A 21,385-nucleotide genomic window follows, 5' to 3' on the forward strand; every position below is an offset into this window, starting at 1 on the left:
GTTGTTTCGTTTCAAACACAATGGAAAGGATTCATATAATGACAAATATTTATTTTGATAATAGTGCCACAACTAAAATTTTTCCTGAAGCGATTCAGTCAATGGTCGAGACAATGGAAAATTATTACGGCAATCCCTCTAGTTTGCACTCATTAGGGACTGAAGCGAATCAATTATTACAAGCAGCTAGACAACAAATTGCCGATGCTTTTGAATGTGAAGCAGATGAAATATATTTTACTAGCGGAGGGACTGAAAGCAATAACTGGGTATTACGAGGCACAGCAACAGCTAAGAGAGAGTTTGGTAGACATATTATCACGACTCAAGTGGAACATCCCTCTGTTCAAAATACGATGAATGCGTTGGAAGAATTAGGGTTTGAAGTGACCTATCTACCGGTTGATAAAGAAGGAAAAATTTCAGTTAAGGATTTACAAGCTGCCATTAGACCAGATACCATTTTAGTCAGTGTTATGGCAATTAACAATGAAGTTGGTGCGATTCAACCTATTGAAGCAATTGGAGATTTATTAAATGACTATCCAAAAATTCATTTTCATGTTGATGGCGTTCAAAGTTTAGGAAAATTTAATCCGGTACTTATTCACCCACGTGTTGACTTTTTATCATTGAGTGCTCATAAATTTAATGGCCCTCGTGGTGTGGGGATTTTATACAAAAAAGCCAATCGGGTATTAGATCCATTGTTAACGGGTGGTGGCCAAGAAAAACAACAACGGAGTTCAACGGAAAATTTAGCAGGTATCGTCGCCACTGCCAAAGCGATTCGCTTAACTCTTGATCGTAGTGTTGAAGAGAATGCAAGACATCAAAAAATGATGACGATGTTACGTGACTTTTTGAGTCAACAACCAGCTTGTCAAATCTTTAGTCCTGTTGATGCAGCTCCGCATATTTTATGCTTCGCGACGAAAGGTGTTAGAGGCGAAGTAATGGTTCATGCTCTAGAAGAAGATGGCATCTATATTTCAACGACTTCTGCATGTTCTAGTCGGGCAACAGGTAAAAATTCTACCACATTAGAAGCGATGCATATTGATGGAAAATGGGCACAAAATGCAGTGCGCGTCAGTTTAGGAACGGATAATACCATTTCAGAAATGGAAGAATTTTTAGACATTCTAGCGAAACATCTCGAACATTTTGAACGGATACAATAGGAGGAATTATGGATAAAAAAATACTGATTCGATATGGTGAATTATCGACTAAAGGAAAGAATAAAAAAGATTTTACGAAATCCTTACAAAAAAATATAAAAATGCATTTAAGTGATTTTCCTGAAATCACCATTCATCGGGAACATGACTTTATGTTTATTAATTTAAATGGAGCCGATGTTGATTTAGTTGAGCAACGGTTGCAACGAGTTTTTGGTATTCAAAGCTATTCTGTGGCTTACGAGATACCTCGTGATTTTGACGTTTTGATTGAACAAGTGAATCAACTAGTTGCCGAAGAATTGGAAGCTCGTCCCGACATTCAATCATTTAAAATAGCGGCTTCTCGTTCTGATAATCAATATGAACGAGACACAATGGCAATTAATCGCGATTTGGGAGCGGCAGTATCGGAAGCCTTTCCACATTTAGCTGTTAAAATGAAAAAACCGGATTTAACGGTGAGAGTAAAAGTTCGATTTGATGAGTTTATTGTTAGTTTTGATTGGCATAAAGGAAGTGGTGGACTACCAGTGGGCACTTCCCAACATGCTTTATTAATGCTATCAGGGGGAATTGATTCTCCAGTAGCTGGATACTTAGCTATGAAACGTGGGATCCGACTTACAGCTATCCATTTTGCTTCACCACCTTATACGAGTCCGCAAGCCTTACAAAAAGCCAAAGATTTAACGCATAAATTGACCCATTATAGTGGTTGGTTAGACTTTGTGGAAATTCCATTTACCGAAACACAGGAAGCTATCAAAGAAAACGTTCCAGATCGGTATTTGATGACGATTACGCGACGAATGATGATGCGAATTGCTGATGCGCTACGTGATCAATTTGGAGCATTAGCGATTGTCAATGGGGAGTCTATTGGACAAGTAGCTTCACAAACATTAGAAAGCATGTATGCAATTAATGATGTAACATCAACACCAATTATTCGTCCAGTAGTTACCATGGATAAATTAGAAATTATTGAACTATCCCAAAAAATTGATACGTTTGACTTATCTGTCCAACCATTTGAAGATTGTTGTACCGTGTTTGCTCCTGCTTCGCCAAAGACGAAGCCACGGTTAGATGAAATTGCGTATTTCGAAGAACGCTTAGATATTGAAGGTCTTGTGAATAGAGCGGTACAAGGTATCAAAACCGAACGTTTAAGATTGCACGATAACGCTAAGCAAGAAGCTTCTTCATTTGATCACTTATTATAATCGATTTATTCGCATGATTTGTGAAATCTTGTTATACTAAACGTAATTATTAGAAGGAGTGATGCAAATTATGGCAACAATTACATTTGGTGGAGAAACGGTCGAATTAACTGGACAATTACCAGAAGTTGGCCAAAATGCTCCTAAATTTACAGTAAAAGATGCAGAAGGTAAAGATGTCACTAAAGAAGATTTTGCTGGCAAAACATTATTTATTTCAGTAGTTCCTGATATTGATACTAGCGTTTGTTCGATTCAATCTGACAAAGTGAATGATTGGGCTAAAGGCGTTGATGATTCAGTAGCCGTAGTTACAATTGCTAATAATGAACGTGAAGCATTGAAAGCTTGGGCTGAAGCCAATGATGCGAATATTCCATTATATAATGATGCCCAAGAATTTGGTGAAAAATACGGTGTCTACATGGCAGATATGGATAAATTAGCACGTTCAATTTTTATTTTGGATGCAGAAGGAAAATTAGCTTATAAACAATTAGTTGCTGAAGGAACAGATGAACCGAATTATGATGAAGCCTTTGCAGCTGTTGATGATATTAAATAGTTTTCATAAGAATGACTAAAAAACGGTTAGGATTTTTCCTAACCGTTTTTTGTATTAAAGAATATTGAAATAACCAGCTAATGCGAAGAAGGCACTAATTAAGATAGGTGCTAAAATCGCAATTAGCATCACCCAAGTAAACACTTTTCCTCTTTTTTCACGTTTTTCTTTTTTTCGTTGACTCTTTGTTTTTGTTTGAGTCAATTGTTTCTTTTGACGTTTAGCCATAATATTTTCCTTTCCTTAAAAGCTCACGACTAGTATATCATAATTATTCTGAGATAGATGCTATAATAGTATTAAATCAAGAATAGAAACTTTTAAACATTCTTATTTTTTGATACTATAGATGAAGTATTTATAATCGTTTTTTAACAAGGAGGAACATATATGTCCAAAGTACAAATTGGTGTAGTGGGTATGGCAGTAATGGGAAAAAATTTGGCTTTAAATATTGAAAGTCGGGGTTATGATGTGGCGATATATAACCGAACAACTTCTAAAATGGAAGCAGTGATTGAAGAGCATCCGGATAAGAATTTTGTTCCCACTCGTTCATTAGAAGAATTTGTGGAAACATTAGAACGTCCTCGTCGAATTATTTTAATGGTTAAAGCTGGAGCACCAACAGATAAAATGATTCAAAATCTTTTACCATTATTGGATAAAGAAGACATTTTAATTGATGGCGGAAATACCTTCTTCAAAGAAACGATGCGTCGTCAAGAAGAATTAGCGGAATCAGGCATTCATTTTATTGGTATGGGTGTTTCTGGTGGAGAAGAAGGCGCTCTAAAAGGACCAAGCTTAATGCCAGGTGGACAAAAAGAAGCGTATGACCTCGTCGAACCTATTTTGAAACAAATTGCGGCAAAAGCTTCAAAAGATGGGGAACCATGTGTTGCTTATATTGGACCAAATGGTGCAGGTCATTTTGTTAAAATGGTACATAATGGGATTGAATACGGAGACATGCAACTGATTGCTGAAGCCTATGATTTAATGCGTCGCTATGTGGAATTATCAGTGGATCAAATCGCTCATTATTTCCAAGAATGGAACAAAGGTGAGTTAGATAGTTTCCTAATCGATATTACTGCTGATATTTTAACAAAAAAAGATCCACAAACTAAACAACCTATGATTGATGTTATTTTAGACCGTGCGGGCAATAAAGGAACCGGTAAGTGGACATCTCAAAGTGCATTAGACTTAGGTGTTCCATTACCAACTATTACAGAATCCGTTTATGCACGTTATATTTCAGCACTTAAGAATGAACGTATCCACGCTAGTCAAATTTTGGCTGGACCAAATGCTGAAAAAACACCAGTGGAAGCAGACGAATTTGTTGAAAAAATTCGCCAAGCTTTATACTTTAGTAAGATTATGTCTTATGCCCAAGGATTCGCTCAATACCGAGTGGCAAGTGAAACGTTTGGTTGGGACTTAGACTATAAAGAAATTGCTAAAATTTTCCGAGCAGGATGCATTATTCGTGCACAATTCTTAGAAAAAATTATGGATGCTTATGATAAAAATCCTAATTTAGATAATATCTTACTTGATGACTACTTTATTGATGTTGCCAAAGACTATCAAAAAGCAACTAGAGAAGTGGCAGCTGAAGCTTTAACTCATGGAATTCCAGTTCCAGCATTAACATCAGCTCTTGCTTATTATGATAGTTATCGTAGTGAAACGTTGCCAGCGAATATGATTCAAGCACAACGGGACTACTTTGGAGCACATACTTATGAACGTGTGGATAACGAAGGCTCTTATCACTTCTTATGGGATAAAGAAATAGAAGAAGAGGCCTAAACCATTTTTCACTAGTGATTAATAGAATAGGAGAATATGTATGGAAGATGAGACAAAACAACGGATATTAATCATTGAGGATGAAAAAAACTTAGCTCGGTTTGTTGAACTGGAATTGCAACATGAAGGTTATGAAACTGAAATTGCTATCAATGGACGTAAAGGGTTAGAACGAGCATTAGAAGGTGACTGGGATTTAATTTTATTAGATTTAATGTTACCTGAATTAAATGGGATAGAAGTTTGTCGTCGATTGCGTCCAACTTCAGATGTTCCAATTATTATAATGACAGCCCGTGATTCAGTGATTGACCGTGTGTCAGGATTAGACCATGGGGCTGATGATTATATTGTAAAACCTTTTGCCATTGAAGAATTATTAGCTAGAATTCGTGCCTTATTACGTCGCATCTCAGTTGAAGAGACGCAACAAAGTCAAAAACAAACTGTTTTAACTTTCCGAGATTTAACAGTAGAAAAAGAAAATCGGATTGTGCGTCGTGGGGATGAAATCATTAATTTAACCAAACGTGAGTATGAATTATTAGTTATGTTAATGGAAAATGTCAATGTCGTTTTACCACGTATTGAATTACTCAATAAAGTTTGGGGATATTCAGCTGAAGTCGAAACGAATGTGGTAGATGTTTACATTCGGTACTTACGTAATAAAATTGATGTTCCTAATGAAGTCGGTTATATTCAAACGGTACGTGGTACTGGTTATGTCATGAGGACGTCAGTCTAATGAAAAAATTTATTCAAAAGCAAATTAATAAATATCGAAACCCCTTTTCATTAGTTTGGAAATGGGGTTTCCTATTAACAATTATTTTATTTTTAATAGCAGCTATTTGGCCGATAGCGACAACTTATAATTCATGGCAGCAAGATAAAAATCAGTATGAAGAAGACGTTTCTCAAATTGATCAATATATCATCCAACGTCTCAATCAATTATCAGAAGATAGTCAATCGGATATCGAAGACCTTTTTCAAAAAAAAGTGACGATTACGGAAGAATCATTACAAGATGAGTTACACAATAAAGATATGAATGTTCAGGTATTTTCCGAAAATCAAACACAGCGATATCACAGTTTTAATGAAAATCTCAAACCTGCAATAGATAAGGGAGCCGAAGCTCTTGAAAAGACGCAAAACCAGTCGGTACGCGTTGAGACAATTTATCATGAAGACCAACCATTTTTATATTATGTCAGAAAAACGTCAGGAAATTATCTGTCAGAAGTGAAGCAAAATTTAATTAAACACTTGCTCATTACTCTAGGGTGTTTACTTTTTATTTGCTTAATCGTTGCTTTTATTGTTGCTTTAAGTTTTTTGAGCCCGTTGCAAAAAATGAAACGGTTATTAAAAACAATAAATGCCGACAATATTAGTGATTTACGATTAAATGGGAATCACTACCAAGGAGAAATGACGGAAATATCTGAAAGTATTAACGTTCTTCTTGATAAAATGAGTGCGTTTATTGAGCATCAAACGCGTTTTGTGGAAGATGTCTCTCATGAGTTGCGCACCCCTGTTGCGGTTATTGAAGGTCATTTGAAATTATTGAATCGTTGGGGGAAAGAAGACCCAGAAGTTTTAGATGAATCGCTAACGGCATCGTTACATGAGATTCAGCGAATGAAAGTACTGGTTCAGGAAATGCTTGACTTAACTCGAGCTGGTCAAGTAGATGTTCAATTTGCTGACGAACAAACCCCAGTTAGAGATGTTGTTCAAAGTGTGTATCAAAATTTCCAAATATTATATCCAGACTTTAATTTCTTTTTGGAAGATGACTTAAAACAAGAATATCAAATCCAGATTTACAGAAATCATTTAGAACAAATCTTAGTGATATTATTAGATAATGCGGTGAAATATTCCTTAGATCGGAAGGAAATTCATATTACGGTTTCTGTTGAAGCCATTGATTATATTGAAATTGCGATTCAAGATTTTGGTGAAGGGATGAGCCGTGAAGATCAAAAAAAAGTCTTTAATCGATTTTATCGTGTAGATAAAGCACGTTCTAGAGAACGCGGGGGAAATGGCCTTGGTTTATCCATTGCTCAAGAATTGATTAATGGATATAAAGGAAGCATTTTTGTAGAAAGTGCTCCTGGAGCGGGGTCTAATTTCCATGTGCGGTTGCCTATATTACGATTAAATGATGAATAAAAAAGACGCCTAGTTATTATTGTTGACTAGGCGTCTTTTTTTATTATTTATGTTGTTTACCTTGATTACGATTTTTTTGATGTGAAATGGTTTTTTGAGCTTTTTCATTGGCTGGTTTTTGGCCAGTATTTGTCACATCTTTACGTGTTTTATTTTTTACTTTGACAGGATTATTAGCTAGCTCTTCTTCTACTTCAGAAGCAATTTTTGGACGATAGATATATGTGGTATACATTGATTGACCAATTGCCCAGATTGCTCCAGTAAAGAAGTAAAGCGTTAATCCAGCGGGTGTCGTAAAGACAATGAATGCCATCATAATAGGCATCATATACATGGACATAGACATTTGTTTACGTTGTTCTTGTGGCATAGCTTGAACAGAAATCCAAGACTGAACAAAGTAAAGTAAAATGGTTAAAATTCCTAAAATGATACTAGGTGAATCTAATGGCATGCCAAGGAAACTAGCATTATTAATGGAATCACTTACTCTAATTGCCGTATATAAAGAGGTAATGAACGGTAATTGGATAATTAATGGCAAGCATCCCATACCACCGAACATACTAATATTATTTTCTTTAAAGAATTCTTGTTGAGCCATAGCGGCTTCCATTTTTTCTTCTTGAGTCGAAGCATTTTTTTGACGCTCTTGAATATCTTTTAAGTAAGGTTGATATTTTTGCATCTTGATTGATTGTTTCGTAGTACTTTTTAGTTGTTTAAGTGTTAACGGTAGTAACAATAAACGAATAAGTAACGTCACAACAATAATCGCAATACCATAATTTCCATTGAAGGTTTCGGCTAACCATTCAATTAAGCTTTCGATTGGAACACCAATTGTCCGATAGACGATACCATCTGGATTATTTGGATTGGCGCAACCGCCGAGTACAAGAACAAGACCCATCAACATGGTATAGAAAAGACCACGTGAGTTTTTGTGTTTAGTTGACACACATTCACTTCCTTCATTTATTTTTTCGCGATAAAGCAATAGTGATATTTTAGCGGATTATCCTTAAAATATCAATGTTTTATCAGAAAGCGTCGGTAGTCTTCTTTGTCAGTGATACCTTGTGATTCAATGGTGTCGATTTGCAATGCTCGATTTTGTTGAGAATTTTTTAAGTTTTTAAAAAAGTCATCACGTTCTTGACGATTCCCTTGTAATTCTATAGCGACATCACCTGAAGATAAATTAGCGACTGAGCCACTTAACCCCATTTGTTTAGCAATCGATTGCGCGGTTGCTCGAAAGCCAACACCTTGTACACGTCCAGAAATTAAATATTTTTCAGTTTCCATACTTTCACCTCGTTTCTTACCTATTATAACGATTGTTTAATCTGATGCCAAAAATTTCTTATTATCAAATGGTAAAGCCAACCACCTACTAATGAAAAAATGGGCTATTTTTGCTATAATTAGCTACTGATTGGAGGAAACTATGACTTATTGTGTCTATAAAACAAAAGGGTTTGAAGAACCATGGTGGTTAAATGATGATTGGAAGAACAATATTTTAGATGTTCAACAGTTTACTACCTTAGAGGCAGCCTATCACCAGTATACAGTGGAAAAGAGTCGACTTAGCCAACAACATACGCATTGTTCAGAACGAAATAATCATATGGCGGCTTATTGGAATAAAGGGGATGTCGCGTATTGTATCCCTTGTGAAAATGATGAGCAATTATATACAGGAATTTTTATTCAAACTGACCAAGGCACGCTATCTGATGAAGACTTGCAAACACTCCAATATTTAAATGATTAAAGAGGTTATGATATGGCAAAAAGGAAAAAGACTAGGAAAAAAACGAATAAGAAAACGTCTAGAAAACCTAACTTTTCTAAAGAATTGACAGCCGGATTATTGCTGTTCATAAGTATTCTTGGTATAGCTAAATTAGGTTTTATTGGACGGTTTATTTTTCATTTAGCGGAATTATTGGTGGGGCAACTTGCCCTCATATTATTCGTGTTAATGATTATAATGACTGTCTATTTTTTATTCAAAGGGCGTCCACCAAAACTTCGTAATCGGCTAGTTTTAGCGATTGCTTTTGGTGTCCCTTTAGTCGCTTTGTTACTACATGCTTGGACATATTATGAAGTGGCTCAAGGCAATGAAAACGTCTTTTATGTGACTTGGCAACGAGGAATTGCTAATTTTATTACCACCGAGCCAACCTTGTTTCTAGGTGGGGGGTTACTTGGCGCTTTACTTTATTTGATTACCTACTTTACTGTTAGTCAATTAGGAACTTATATCTTATTAGGTATCGGTTTTGTGTTTATCTTATGCTTGTTATTAGCCATTACATGGCAGGATTTAATGGATGGTTTTCGGATGATAGGAGCTACGATTAGCCAGTTTGGGAAAGAGTTTTTTAAAGCAACGAAAGATCAATTGGTTGATTATCGAGAACAACGGCAAACACAAAGTAAAAAAAGCGAATCTTCATCTTCAAAACGGCGTTCAAAACGTCAACAAGCTGTTCAAGAAATGGAAGCAGCACCTCAAGAAAACAATGGTGATCATGATGACTTTGAGATTATTGGTCCCCAATCGCCACATCCGACTGAAAATATAAATGAAGATTCTGAAGAGACATTGAATGAAGTTGACGACATTCCAGTTAAAAAAAATCGCATTAAACCTCGCCCAGAGACTGATGACAATGACTCCAAAGATGATGAGAATGATGAACTAAGTGCTTCAGAGTTAGCAACTATTTCTATGGACGCTGAACATGATAATCCTGATTATCGGTTGCCAACTGCTAAATTATTAGATCCTATTAAATCGTTTGATCAAAGTAGTGAATATGATGTGATTAAACAAAATGTTAAAAAGTTAGAAGCAACGTTCGATAGTTTTAATGTTGATGCTAAAGTAATTAAAGCTAACTTAGGCCCAGCAGTAACAAAATATGAAGTTCAGCCTGCTATTGGGGTGAAAGTTAGTAAAATCGTTCATCTAGCTGATGACATTGCTCTCGCTTTAGCAGCTAAAGATATTCGAATCGAAGCGCCAATTCCAGGCAAATCTTTTATTGGGATAGAAGTTCCGAATCAAGAAGTCAGTCTGGTTTCGTTCAGAGATTCTATTGAAAATCAAGCAAAAATAGATAGTTTATTAACTGTTCCATTAGGACGAGATATTTCAGGAAATATTCAAAGTGCTGATTTAACTAAAATGCCACATTTATTAGTCGCAGGATCGACTGGATCTGGTAAATCTGTGGCGATTAATGGCATGATTATTAGTTTATTAATGAAAGCTAAGCCTAATGAAGTGAAATTAATGATGATTGACCCTAAAAAAGTAGAATTGAATGTATATAATGGGATACCTCATTTGTTAACGCCAGTTGTTACTAACCCTAGAAAAGCCGCTCAAGCTTTGAATAAAGTAGTTGAAGAAATGGAACGTCGGTATGAATTATTCGCAACGACATCACAGCGAAATATTGATGGATATAATGATTATATTAGAGAACACAATGCTGAAACCAATGAACCATTGCCTAAATTACCTTATATTGTTGTCATCGTTGATGAATTAGCAGATTTAATGATGGTTGCCTCTAAAGAGGTAGAAGCTGCTATTATGCGTTTAGCACAGATGGCAAGGGCTGCAGGAATCCATATGATTTTAGCTACTCAACGACCATCAGTAGACGTTATTACCGGAATTATTAAAGCTAATGTGCCATCACGAATTGCTTTTGCTGTTTCAAGCGGTACCGATTCACGAACAATTATTGATCAAAATGGCGCTGAAAAATTATTAGGCCGTGGAGATATGCTCTTTATGCCGATGGGTGAAGGAAAACCAGTTCGAGTTCAAGGGGCATTTATTTCTGATCATGAAGTAGAGAAAGTTGTTAATTTTGTTAAAAATCAACAAGAAGCAAATTATGTTGAGGCAATGATGCCTAAAGAAGCACCTCAAACAGTTCAAGGAGAGGACTTAGATGATTTATGGGATGAGGTTCTAACATTTATTAAAAGTCGGGATACTGTCTCAATATCTATGCTCCAACGTCAATTTAGAATCGGGTATAATCGCTCGGCAAGATTAGTTGATGATTTAGAAAACCATGGTTATGTTGGCCCTCAAGATGGAAGTAAACCTCGTCAGGTCTTAATTAATGACGAAGAGTCGGAAAGTTAAAAAGTTTATAAAACTGCTTAATAATGGTAAACTGTAACAAAGATTATATAGAACGGAGTGGCAGGATGAATTTGCCCAATTTATTAACAGTTATTCGGATTATTATGATTCCAATCTTTTGTATTTTTGCTGAATGGGGAGCAGCTGCGAATACTTATCTCGTGTTTGGTAGTTCAATGAATATTCCAATGGTTGTAGCAGCACTTATTTTTGCGGTGGCTAGTATTACGGATTGGCTTGATGGTTATATTGCTCGTCGTGATCAAATCGTCACAAATTTTGGGAAATTTGCTGATCCGTTGGCCGACAAAATGTTAGTGGCTACGGCATTGATTCAACTAGTAGCGTTAGATCAGGCGCCTGCATGGGTAGTGAGTTTAATTATTATGCGTGAATTAGCAGTCACAGGATTGCGTTTATTACTTGTGCAATCTGGCGAAGTTATGGCAGCAAAATGGCCAGGAAAAATTAAAACATTTACCCAAATGTTAGCGATTATTTTTCTATTAACTGGAGACTTTCCATTTGGTCATTTCTCATTTTCAATTGGAACAGTTTTATTATATATCGCTTTAATTTTTACACTTTATTCAGGATTTGATTACTTTATTAAAAATACACATGTGTTTAAAGATGGTTTATAATTAAAAAACCAATAGTCGACTAGAGCCGAGAATTATTCTCGGCTCTAAACTTTTAAATTGAGAATATATTACGTATGTATAGTTAGGAGCCAGATATGAAAGCAGAAATTATTGCTGTAGGAACAGAGTTATTGATGGGACAAATTTCTAACACTAATGCCCAATTTATTGCCGAACAGTTGAATGAACTAGGAATTAGTCATTATATTCAAACTGTAATTGGGGATAATCCTGAACGGTTAATTCAAGTAACGAAGCAAGCAGAGAAACGCTCTGATATTATTATTTATACTGGTGGAATCGGTCCTACTCGTGATGATTTAACTAAAGAAACTCTTGCTCAGTATCTTGATGAACCTTTAGCAATAGATGAAGAAGCTTGGCAATCGATTCAAGCGTCTTTTAAAGGACGGATAATGGTCGATAGCAATAAAAAAATGGCGCTAGCGTTTACTCATGGAACGACATTACCTAATCATAGTGGACAAGCTATCGGATCGATAATTGAAAAAGGAAAACATAAATATATTATTTTACCAGGACCTCCTAGTGAAATGCGCCCGATGTTTATGCAGTATGTGAGAGATTATTTACTTGAAGAATCTGAAACTAAAGTGATTAAATCGCGTTTTTTACGTTTTTTTGGTATAGGCGAATCTCTATTAGCCGATAAGTTAGATGATTTAACGATTCAAGACAATCCAACAGTAGCCACTTATGCTAGTGACTATATAAACATGGTACGAGTAACAGCAAGTGGAAACCATTTAGTAGAAGTGACAGATTTATTAGAAACAGCCGTTAAGCAAATAAAATCGCGAGTTGGAGAGTATTTATTTGCGGAAGGAAAAGAAATGACACCGGCTGATGCACTCAAAAATTACTTAGTGGATACTAATCAAACAATTGGTTTTTCGGAAAGTTTAACAGGAGGATTAGCAAGTGCCACATTGGTGAATGTCCCAGGAGCCTCAAAAGTTTTAGCAGGTAGTATTGTGGCATACTCAAGCCAAATTAAACATCAAATTTTAGGAATTCCTCAGGAAATATTAGATACTGATGGTATGGTAAGTGAACCATGTGCCAAAGCAATGGCTGAATCAGCCTTAGAGAAATTGGATACAGATGTAGCGATTAGTTTTACTGGTGTAGCTGGACCAGGTAAAATGGAGGGACATAAGCCAGGAACGGTTTACGTAGGCTATGCTTTTCGTCATAAACCGACAGAGGTCATAAAGTATCAACTAACAGGTAATCGAGAAGCCGTTCGCAAACGAATTATTTATACCGCTTTTTTACATATAACAAACTAGAACGTTTGTTCGCTTTTTGGAAATGATTATGCTACAATGGACTACATGAGATTTATGATTATTCAAGGAGGTACGATTAATGAGTACAAATTCAGATGATGCAAACCGCAGAAAAGCACTTGACGAAGCAATGAAAAAAATTGAACGAAATTATGGAAAAGGATCAATTATGCGTTTAGGTGAACAAGGAGATCGGCGAGTATCGACGATTCCTTCAGGTTCCCTTTCCCTAGATATTGCACTTGGTGTAGGAGGTTATCCTAAAGGACGGATTATCGAAGTTTACGGACCAGAATCATCTGGGAAAACGACGGTAGCTTTACATGCTATTGCTGAAGTTCAAAAACGTGGTGGAATTGCGGCTTTTATTGATGCTGAGCATGCATTAGACCCTGAGTATGCAGCTAATTTAGGCGTCAATATTGATGAACTATTATTGTCTCAACCGGATACTGGTGAACAAGGGTTAGAGATTGCTGATGCCTTAGTGTCATCTGGAGCCATTGATATGGTGGTTGTGGACTCGGTTGCGGCATTAGTTCCACGTGCTGAAATCGAAGGCGAAATGGGTGATTCACATATTGGATTACAAGCGCGTTTGATGTCACAAGCCCTTCGTAAATTATCAGGTTCAATCAATAAAACAAAGACAATTGCCTTATTTATCAACCAAATTCGTGAAAAAGTTGGGGTTATGTTTGGAAATCCTGAAACCACACCAGGTGGACGGGCATTGAAGTTCTATTCCACAATTCGTTTAGAAGTTCGTCGTGCGGAACAAATTAAAGAGTCTGGCGATGTCATTGGTAACCGAACTAAGATTAAAATTGTCAAAAATAAAGTAGCTCCACCATTTAAAGTGGCTGAAGTTGATATTATGTATGGACAAGGAATTTCTAAAGAAGGAGAACTTGTAGATTTAGCTGCTGACTTAGATATTATTAAAAAATCAGGATCTTGGTATTCATACGGAGAAGATAGAATTGGCCAAGGTCGTGAAAATGCGAAACAATATCTAAAAGATAATCCAGAAATTTTAGCTGAAGTCGATCGTCAAGTTCGCTTAAACTTCGGTATCGGTGCAGATGGTAAATTAACACCTGAAGAGCTCGAAGCGATGCAAAATGAGAATAACGAAGAAGCAGGCCAAAGTCATTTAGACTTAGCTGAAGATGAATAATGATTTAAAACAGACGTTAATTTCATAGCGTCTGTTTTATTTTTAGAGAAATTTGTGAGTAGAATTAGATTCAAATGGCTTTTATTTATTGAAATTAGGTGCGTAATTACGGTATGACACTTTTCGTGTTCCCTTGCTTACACATTGACATTCTATGACGACAAATATACAATTGTAATTGTATGTTACGACATATAGTGATTAAATAAATCTTTTAACAATTAAATAGATACGGAGGTGAAACTATGGGTTTTATGGAAATTGCCTTCGCTATCGTTACTTTAATTATTGGCCTAGTATTAGGTGCCTATTTTGGTGTTAAGAAGCTAAAAGCGCAACAAGCTAAGGAGATTGATGAGGCAAAATATTCTGCACAATCAATTATTGAGACAGCTAAGCGTGATGCGGATGCACAAAGTAAAGAAATTATTATTAATGCTAAAGAGCAGGCGCAACATTACCGCAATGATGTGGAGGATGACTTAAAAGAACGCCGTAGTGAAGTTAAAGCACAAGAGAATCGCTTAAATCAAAGAGAAGAAAATATTGAACGTCGTGATAACCTTCTTTCTGATAAAGAAGGGCACTTAGACTCACGCGAGCAATCTCTTCGTGATCGCCAAAAAAACTTGGAAGAGTTAGAGGCGAAAGCTGAATCACTTGTTGATGAGCGTGAAGCAAAAGTTGTCGAAGTCGCAGCAATGTCACGTGAAGATGCTAAAAATCTCTTGCTGAAAGAAATGGACGAGACTTTGGCACATGAAAAAGCTGTGATGATTCGTCAGTCTGAACAAGAAGCGCATGAAAAATCTGAACGTATTGCCAAACATATTATTTTACAAGCAATCGAACGTAGTGGTGCAGATACGGTTTCAGAAAATTCTGTGACTGTTGTTCATTTACCTAATGATGATATGAAAGGACGTATTATCGGTAAAGAAGGACGTAATATTAAAACATTAGAAGCGTTAACGGGAATCGACTTAATTGTTGATGATACACCAGAAGCAGTCGTATTAAGTGGATTTGATCCTATTAGACGACAAATTGCGAAAATTGCTTTAGATCGTTTAATCTCTGATGGTCGAATTCATCCAGCTAAGATTGAAGAAGCAGTGGATAAAGCACGAAAAGAAATGGATTCAACCATTCGTGAAGCTGGTGAAGAAGCTACTTTTGAATTAGGTATTCATTCCCTACATCCAGATTTAATCAAGATTATTGGTCGTTTGAACTATCGAACAAGTTATGGTCAAAATGTATTAAATCATTCAATTGAAGTAGCAAAATTATCCGGTGTAATGGCTGCTGAACTAGGCGAAGATATTAGTTTAGCTAAACGTGCAGGCTTACTACATGATATTGGTAAAGCTTTAGATCATGAAATTGAAGGTTCACATGTTCAAATTGGTTCTGAATTAGCAATGAAATATCATGAAAATGATACGATTGTTAATGCCATTGCCAGTCACCATGGAGATGTTGAAGCAACGAGTACAATTGCTAGTATCGTTGCTATTGCTGATGCGTTATCAGCGGCACGTCCAGGTGCAAGAAGTGAATCATTGGAAAATTATATTCAAAGACTACGGAGTCTTGAAGCAATTGCAAATGAATACGAAGGTGTTAACAATGCCTTTGCTATTCAAGCAGGTCGTGAAATTCGGGTAATGGTTCGTCCAGACGATATTGATGATCTTGAAGCAATTAAACTTTCACATGATGTTTCAAAACGAATTGAATCAGAGCTTGACTATCCAGGTCAAATTAAAGTAACGGTAATACGCGAAAAACGCGCAGTTGCCTACGCAAAATAGAAATAAATACTAAGAGGTCAGAACATGTCGTTCTGGCCTTTTTTATAGTGGATAAATTACTGAAGTGAGTTCATTTTTTTGTTAAAATAGTAAGATAAATGATGAATCAATTTTAAACTATTAATTTTATTGGTGAGAGGGGAATCTTGACTTCTATGCCACAAAAAACGAAAACAACACCGATGATGGCACAATATGAGTCACTAAAATCCAAATATAGTGATGCTTTTTTATTTTTCCGTTTAGGTGATTTTTATGAACTATTTAATGAAGATGCTACCCGTGCTGCACAAATTTTAGAAATAACATTAACCAGTCGTAATAAAAATGCTGATGACCCTATTCCAATGTGCGGTGTTCCTTATCATTCAGCATCTAGTTATATCAAAGTTTTAATTGAACATGGATACAAAGTGGCAATTGCTGAGCAAATGGAAGATCCCAAACAAGCCAAGGGAATGGTAGAACGTGACGTTATCCAAGTCATTACTCCGGGAACTTATATGAATGATGAGGTTGGGATGCAGGAAAATAATTATATTGCCGCTTTATCTCATCAAGAAAATTGGCAGTTTGCTTATAGTGATATTGGAACTGGTGAAGTAAAAGTAACGACTTTAACTGATGAAGATAGTGTCATTACCGAATTTTCTCAAATTTCTGCTAATGAATTGCTAGTTGCTGATAATGTTCCAGATGCCTTTATTAACCAGCTAGAAAATGTTCATGCTTTTACTAGGTCACAATATGATGGAGAGTTAACCGCTTTATCAACAGAGTTTAAACAAGCGATTACTGATGAAGGCGAACGAAACATCCTACAATTATTAATTTCTTATGTGGATACTATTCAACCTCATGCGATTGACCATTGGCAACAACCAGAACATTATGAAGTCTCACACTATTTACATATGGATTATTATGCCAAAAAAAATCTTGAATTAACGCAATCTGTATTAAAAGAGAAAAAATCAGGCAGTTTACTTCATTTTCTTAATCATACGGAAACGGCGATGGGGTCTCGTTTATTGAAACAATGGTTAGACCGTCCCTTAATTTCCAAAGCAGGAATTATTCAACGTCAAAATCAAGTCGAAGCACTGATTGATTATTATTTTAGCCGCATGGAAATCAAAGAACAACTACATGGCGTATATGACTTGGAACGTTTAGTTGCCAAAGTGGCTATGGGAACAGTCAATCCTCGCGAACTCATCCAATTAAAAACATCATTAGCTAAGTTGCCGTATTTAATTGAAGAATTAGAGACGATTGATAACAAAAGTGGGACTTGGAAAAATATTTTAAACCAATTAGAAACGGTCCCTGAAATTGTTGATTTGATTGAAAGAGCCATTAATCCTGAGGCTAAACCACAGCTTAAAGATGGAAATGTTATTCGTGATGGTTTTAATGAACAATTAGATACCTATCGTGAAGCGATGCATAATGGAAAAAATTGGATTGCTAATTTACAAGCAGAAGAACGACAAAAAACCGGCATTAATTCGTTGAAGATTGGTTATAATAAAGTATTTGGGTACTATATTGAAGTCACCAAAACTAATTTACACTTACTAGAAGAAGGACGGTATGAACGAAAACAGACGCTGACAAATGCGGAACGATTTATTACGCCTGAATTAAAAGAAGTCGAAAATACGATTTTAGAGGCTGAAGAACACTCGTTATCTTTAGAGTATCAGTTATTTACTCAAGTCCGTGAGCAAGTTAAAGAAGCCAAAGCTAGTTTACAACGTATTGCACAAGGGGTTGCACAAATTGACGTGATACAAAGTTTTGCTGAAGTGAGTGAACGTCATCAATTTACCCGTCCAGAAATTTTGACGGATAAACGCGACATTCATTTAGTAGCGAGTCGTCACCCAGTCGTTGAAGGCGTGATTGGGAAACATCAATTTGTTCCTAATGATATCAATATGCCTGAAGATACAGGAATACTAATGATTACAGGACCTAATATGTCTGGGAAATCGACTTATATGCGTCAATTGGGCTTAATTGTGATTATGGCTCAGATGGGGTTATTTGTTCCCGCAAAAGAAGCTAAGTTGCCAATTTTTGATCAAATTTTTACTCGGATTGGAGCAGCTGATGATTTATTAGCTGGTCAAAGTACGTTTATGGTAGAAATGATGGAAGCTAATCATGCTTTACAACAAGCTACTGATAATAGTTTATTACTTTTTGATGAATTAGGACGGGGAACATCAACCTATGATGGAATTGCTTTAGCACAAGCAATATTGGAATATATTCATGCAAACTTTCAATGTAAAGTTCTCTTCTCCACTCATTATCATGAATTAGTCACATTAGAAGAACATTTGCCACGCTTAAAAAATATTCATGTCGGTGCCACCGAAGAAGATGGTGAATTAGTCTTTCTACATAAAATTTTTGTCGGACCGACTGATAAAAGTTATGGAATTCAAGTGGCTCAGTTAGCGGGATTGCCTCAATCATTGATTCAAAATGCGCAACATATTTTAATTGATTTAGAAAATAAACAAGATATTGAGGATAGACCGGAACAATTATCATTATTCAAACCAGACGTTCAACCCGTTTCATCAGAATTATTAAACAATGAAAAAGAGGTTATTAATGATCTGAAGTCACTTACGTTAGATGATATGTCACCTAGAGAAGCGTTCCGTTATTTAGACCAGTTAGTATCAAAACTTGAGGAGGAATAATATGGCGATTCAAGAATTACCCACTCAGGTTGCCAATCAAATTGCAGCTGGAGAGGTAGTCGAACGTCCAGCGTCAGTGGTTAAAGAATTAGTAGAAAATGCTATTGATGCGAATGCTAGTGAGATTATTGTATCTGTTGAAGAAGCTGGTTTAAGAGCAATACAAATAACTGATAATGGGCAAGGAATGTCGACTAGTGATGCACAGCTCGCATTTAAACGGCATGCAACGAGTAAAATTCATAGCCATCATGATTTGTTTCGTATTCGAACTTTAGGATTCCGTGGGGAAGCTTTACCTAGTATTGCGTCAGTCTCTGAAATTCATTTAGAAACGAGTGATGGTCATGAAGGAACGGAATTAACCCTTAATGCTGGTGAAATTGTCGACCAACAATCATCGCATTTAAGACAAGGAACGACGATTCGTGTAGAAAATTTATTTTTCAATACACCAGCACGATTAAAATATGTGAAGTCTTTACAAACAGAATTGTCTCATATTACAGATATCATTAATCGCGAAGCATTAAGTCATCCTGATATTCGTTTTATTTATGAGCATGATGGGAAATCGCTGTTGGAAACTAATGGTAAAGGTCGAGTCGAGGAAGTTTTGTCTGCTATTTATGGTTATCATCAAGCCAAACAGCTGTTACCGATTAAAGGTGAAAGTTTAAATTTTGAAGTGACAGGTTTTGTTTCAAATCCTTCATTAACTCGAGCCAGTAAAAATTATTTGTCCTTATTTGTGAATGGACGTTACATTAAAAATTATGTGCTAAATCAAGCAATACTGAAAGGATACGGATCAAAATTAATGATTGGTCGTTATCCAATTGCGGCTATCTATATCACACTAGATCCTCAATTAGTCGATGTAAATGTTCATCCAACAAAACAAGAGGTACGTATTAGTAGTGAGGATGACTTGTATCATCTGATTCAACAAAGTGTCGATCAAGCCATCACCCCTGTTCAACGCATTCCGTCGACGGGACAGGAAACGCCAAATGTAACGATAGATAATAAGGCGTTAGGACACCAACAAGTGAGTACTGAAAAAGATCGTGGGGTTCAAAGTCGATTAGATTTTAACTCTCAATCTGTGTCTACAAGTGAGTTGCCAGCAAAAGAAAAAATATTAGATGACTCGACACAACCTCCGACTACAAATTATGCTCAAGAACAGAGTAACGAGTCAGATAATGTGGTGAATGAAGACCATTTTATGCCGGAGTATTTGAAGCCTTATGCTCATGAAAAACAAGAAATTAAAGACGCTTCAAGTGATCAGGGTACTTATCTCAACACGGAAGAATTAGAGTCAGTGCCAACCAATCATCAAAGCTCTGTTTGGCGAACGGTAAAATTGGTTCAACAGACAGATGAGCAATCGTTTAATAATCAATTCCCTGATTTAGTATATGCAGGTCAAATTCAAGGGACATATTTAGCTTGTTATGATGAAACGGGGATGTATCTTGTTGATCAACATGCTGCTCAAGAGCGAATAAAATATGAATACTATCGGGAAGCTATTGCTCTGCAAGGACAAGATTTACAAAATTTATTAATTCCTTACGTGTTAGAATTTACGCAAGCTGAAAAACAAAAGATTGACCAAATGCTTCCTCGTTTAGTAGATATGGGAATTATTTTAGAACCTTTTGGTAATAATAGTTATGCTTTGCAAAAACATCCCCTTTGGATGGGAAATAAAAATATAGAACATATTGTGGAAGAATTGATTCAATTAGCCTTAGATGATCCGGATGCAACTGTTAAAGATTATCGGGAGGCAACAGCTATTATGATGAGTTGTAAACGATCGATAAAAGCCAATCACCATTTAGACGCAAGTGAAGCGAATCAATTATTAAATGATTTAGCGCATACTACAAACCCTTATAATTGCCCTCATGGACGTCCTGTGTTAATTCACTTTTCGAATTATGAAATTGAACGACTTTTTAAAAGAATCCAAGACCCTCATCAAAGTCCTAAAGATTAGGAGCAATCATTCGGGGCAATGGATTAGAGTATGCTAAAATGAAGATACTAACTCTTTGGAGGGATAATAATGAATACTCACGAAAAAGAAAATCGTTTAAAAGAATTAGATGATATCCAATATGATGTGACACAAAATGCAGCGACAGAACGGCCATTTTCAGGTCAATATGATGATTTTTATGAAAAAGGAATTTATGTTGATATTGTTGATGGGAAACCATTATTTGCGTCAACAGATAAATATGATGCTGGCTGTGGCTGGCCTAGTTTTTCAAAACCCATTACGGAAAGTGAGATTAAAGAGCTAACCGATACAACACATGGAATGGTAAGAACAGAAGTCCGTAGTGAAGGGGCTAATTCTCACCTAGGTCATGTCTTTAATGATGGGCCTAAAGAATTAGGCGGATTACGTTATTGTATTAATTCTGCATCCTTACGATTTGTACCTTTGGAAGATATGGATGCTGAAGGGTATGGCGATTTAAAAAAATTAGTCAAATAG

At 36.1% G+C, this 21,385-nt stretch carries 18 protein-coding genes; 15 read left to right on the forward strand and 3 right to left on the reverse strand.

All coding sequences use genetic code 11. From position 1 onward, the window contains the following. The first annotated feature begins 38 nt into the window (after positions 1 to 38). From B8955_RS03915 to B8955_RS03925, 3 genes are all read left to right on the forward strand, one after another. Positions 39 to 1,184, forward strand: a complete 1,146-nt coding sequence (locus tag B8955_RS03915) for a cysteine desulfurase family protein (RefSeq protein ID WP_084098808.1) — start codon at positions 39 to 41, stop codon at positions 1,182 to 1,184. 5 nt (positions 1,185 to 1,189) lie between these two features. Further along, positions 1,190 to 2,413, forward strand: coding sequence for a tRNA uracil 4-sulfurtransferase ThiI (gene thiI, locus B8955_RS03920; protein ID WP_143238371.1), 1,224 nt, complete (start codon positions 1,190 to 1,192; stop codon positions 2,411 to 2,413). A 70-nt stretch (positions 2,414 to 2,483) separates the two neighbouring features. Continuing rightward, positions 2,484 to 2,978: a thiol peroxidase gene (locus B8955_RS03925; protein WP_159444430.1), complete on the forward strand. Its 495-nt coding sequence runs from the start codon at positions 2,484 to 2,486 to the stop codon at positions 2,976 to 2,978. Between the two features lie 54 nt (positions 2,979 to 3,032). On the opposite strand, the gene B8955_RS06800 is transcribed toward B8955_RS03925, so the two are convergent. Continuing rightward, a complete protein-coding gene (locus B8955_RS06800) occupies positions 3,033 to 3,206 on the reverse strand; it encodes a MerR family transcriptional regulator (RefSeq protein WP_143238373.1) in 174 nt (57 codons plus the stop codon). 162 nt (positions 3,207 to 3,368) lie between these two features. On the opposite strand from B8955_RS06800, the gene gndA reads away from it, so the two are divergent. From gndA to B8955_RS03940, 3 genes are read left to right on the forward strand one after another with little or no spacing between them, the layout of a single operon-like run. Then, a complete protein-coding gene (gene gndA / locus B8955_RS03930; protein WP_084098814.1) occupies positions 3,369 to 4,802 on the forward strand; it encodes an NADP-dependent phosphogluconate dehydrogenase in 1,434 nt (477 codons plus the stop codon). Positions 4,803 to 4,842: 40 nt separating this feature from the next. Further along, positions 4,843 to 5,550 carry a response regulator transcription factor gene (locus tag B8955_RS03935; protein ID WP_084098816.1) on the forward strand — a complete coding sequence of 236 codons (708 nt, stop codon included), beginning with the start codon at positions 4,843 to 4,845 and terminating at the stop codon, positions 5,548 to 5,550. After that, a complete protein-coding gene (locus tag B8955_RS03940; RefSeq protein WP_084098818.1) occupies positions 5,550 to 6,995 on the forward strand; it encodes a sensor histidine kinase in 1,446 nt (481 codons plus the stop codon). Before B8955_RS03935 ends, B8955_RS03940 begins: the two co-directional genes overlap by 1 nt. 43 nt (positions 6,996 to 7,038) lie before the next feature. Here the strand turns inward: B8955_RS03940 and yidC are convergent, their stop codons facing one another. Both yidC and B8955_RS03950 read right to left on the reverse strand, forming a co-directional pair. Further along, a complete protein-coding gene (gene yidC / locus B8955_RS03945; RefSeq protein WP_084098820.1) occupies positions 7,039 to 7,959 on the reverse strand; it encodes a membrane protein insertase YidC in 921 nt (306 codons plus the stop codon). Positions 7,960 to 8,030: 71 nt separating this feature from the next. Then, positions 8,031 to 8,309: an acylphosphatase gene (locus B8955_RS03950; RefSeq protein WP_084098822.1), complete on the reverse strand. Its 279-nt coding sequence runs from the start codon at positions 8,307 to 8,309 to the stop codon at positions 8,031 to 8,033. A 142-nt stretch (positions 8,310 to 8,451) separates the two neighbouring features. Between B8955_RS03950 and B8955_RS03955 the strand changes: the two genes are divergently transcribed. The 9 genes from B8955_RS03955 (at position 8,452) to msrB (ending at position 21,385) form a co-directional block, all read left to right on the forward strand. Then, positions 8,452 to 8,781: a DUF1033 family protein gene (locus B8955_RS03955; protein ID WP_084098824.1), complete on the forward strand. Its 330-nt coding sequence runs from the start codon at positions 8,452 to 8,454 to the stop codon at positions 8,779 to 8,781. A 12-nt stretch (positions 8,782 to 8,793) separates the two neighbouring features. Then, positions 8,794 to 11,187 (forward strand): DNA translocase FtsK, encoded by a 2,394-nt coding sequence (locus B8955_RS03960; RefSeq protein WP_084098825.1) that lies wholly within the window; start codon positions 8,794 to 8,796, stop codon positions 11,185 to 11,187. A 65-nt stretch (positions 11,188 to 11,252) separates the two neighbouring features. Further along, positions 11,253 to 11,831 carry a CDP-diacylglycerol--glycerol-3-phosphate 3-phosphatidyltransferase gene (pgsA, locus tag B8955_RS03965; protein WP_084098827.1) on the forward strand — a complete coding sequence of 193 codons (579 nt, stop codon included), beginning with the start codon at positions 11,253 to 11,255 and terminating at the stop codon, positions 11,829 to 11,831. Between the two features lie 95 nt (positions 11,832 to 11,926). Further along, positions 11,927 to 13,144, forward strand: a complete 1,218-nt coding sequence (locus tag B8955_RS03970) for a competence/damage-inducible protein A (protein WP_084098829.1) — start codon at positions 11,927 to 11,929, stop codon at positions 13,142 to 13,144. 79 nt (positions 13,145 to 13,223) lie between these two features. Continuing rightward, positions 13,224 to 14,324, forward strand: coding sequence for a recombinase RecA (gene recA / locus B8955_RS03975; protein ID WP_084098831.1), 1,101 nt, complete (start codon positions 13,224 to 13,226; stop codon positions 14,322 to 14,324). Between the two features lie 260 nt (positions 14,325 to 14,584). Further along, positions 14,585 to 16,141 carry a ribonuclease Y gene (rny, locus tag B8955_RS03980; protein WP_200804263.1) on the forward strand — a complete coding sequence of 519 codons (1,557 nt, stop codon included), beginning with the start codon at positions 14,585 to 14,587 and terminating at the stop codon, positions 16,139 to 16,141. Between the two features lie 155 nt (positions 16,142 to 16,296). Further along, positions 16,297 to 18,864 carry a DNA mismatch repair protein MutS gene (mutS, locus tag B8955_RS03985; protein ID WP_084098835.1) on the forward strand — a complete coding sequence of 856 codons (2,568 nt, stop codon included), beginning with the start codon at positions 16,297 to 16,299 and terminating at the stop codon, positions 18,862 to 18,864. Position 18,865: 1 nt separating this feature from the next. Continuing rightward, the gene (gene mutL, locus B8955_RS03990) at positions 18,866 to 20,878 is read left to right on the forward strand and encodes a DNA mismatch repair endonuclease MutL (RefSeq protein WP_084098837.1); all 2,013 of its coding nucleotides are present in this window, start codon (positions 18,866 to 18,868) and stop codon (positions 20,876 to 20,878) included. A 69-nt stretch (positions 20,879 to 20,947) separates the two neighbouring features. Next, positions 20,948 to 21,385, forward strand: coding sequence for a peptide-methionine (R)-S-oxide reductase MsrB (gene msrB / locus B8955_RS03995; protein ID WP_084098839.1), 438 nt, complete (start codon positions 20,948 to 20,950; stop codon positions 21,383 to 21,385).

It is taken from the genome of Aerococcus suis (assembly GCF_900176325.1).
In the GTDB taxonomy this organism is placed as follows: Bacteria; Bacillota; Bacilli; order Lactobacillales; family Aerococcaceae; genus Aerococcus; species Aerococcus suis.